Annotated in this window: 1 protein-coding gene; it reads right to left on the bottom strand. The window is 59.8% G+C overall.

Translation table 11 applies throughout. From position 1 onward, the window contains the following. Positions 1–363: transposase (locus GJ699_RS33980; RefSeq protein ID WP_229262432.1), on the bottom strand; the 363-nt coding region annotated here is incomplete at both ends.

Genomic DNA, 363 nt, shown 5'->3' on the forward strand with positions numbered 1-363 from the left:
ATGTCGCGCCGCAGGCGTTCGGTGATATCGCGCTTGAGTTTGTGGTGGTAGACCTTGGTGCCGGCTTGCACCTCGGCGCCGCGATAGCCCAGATCCACAAACACTTCCCTGGGCGGCTGCTCAGTGAGGATCGCCACCTGCTCCAGGGTTTCATACAATGTATGGCCATCGTACGGATTGCCCGGCATGCTGCGCATGCCCACCACCATGCCCTCTTTGTGCGTGGTGGCGATCGATACCTTCACGCCAAATTCATAGGGCTGCCGCGTCTTGCCTTTGGCGATGCACTCGGCCTCGGGCGCGTGTAGACTGTAGAGCTTGTTTTTGTCGCGCTGTTTCTGCGTCAGCAGGCGCTTGGCTTTG

The sequence above is a fragment of the Duganella guangzhouensis genome (genome assembly GCF_009674535.1).
In the GTDB taxonomy this organism is placed as follows: Bacteria; Pseudomonadota; Gammaproteobacteria; order Burkholderiales; family Burkholderiaceae_D; genus Rugamonas; species Rugamonas guangzhouensis.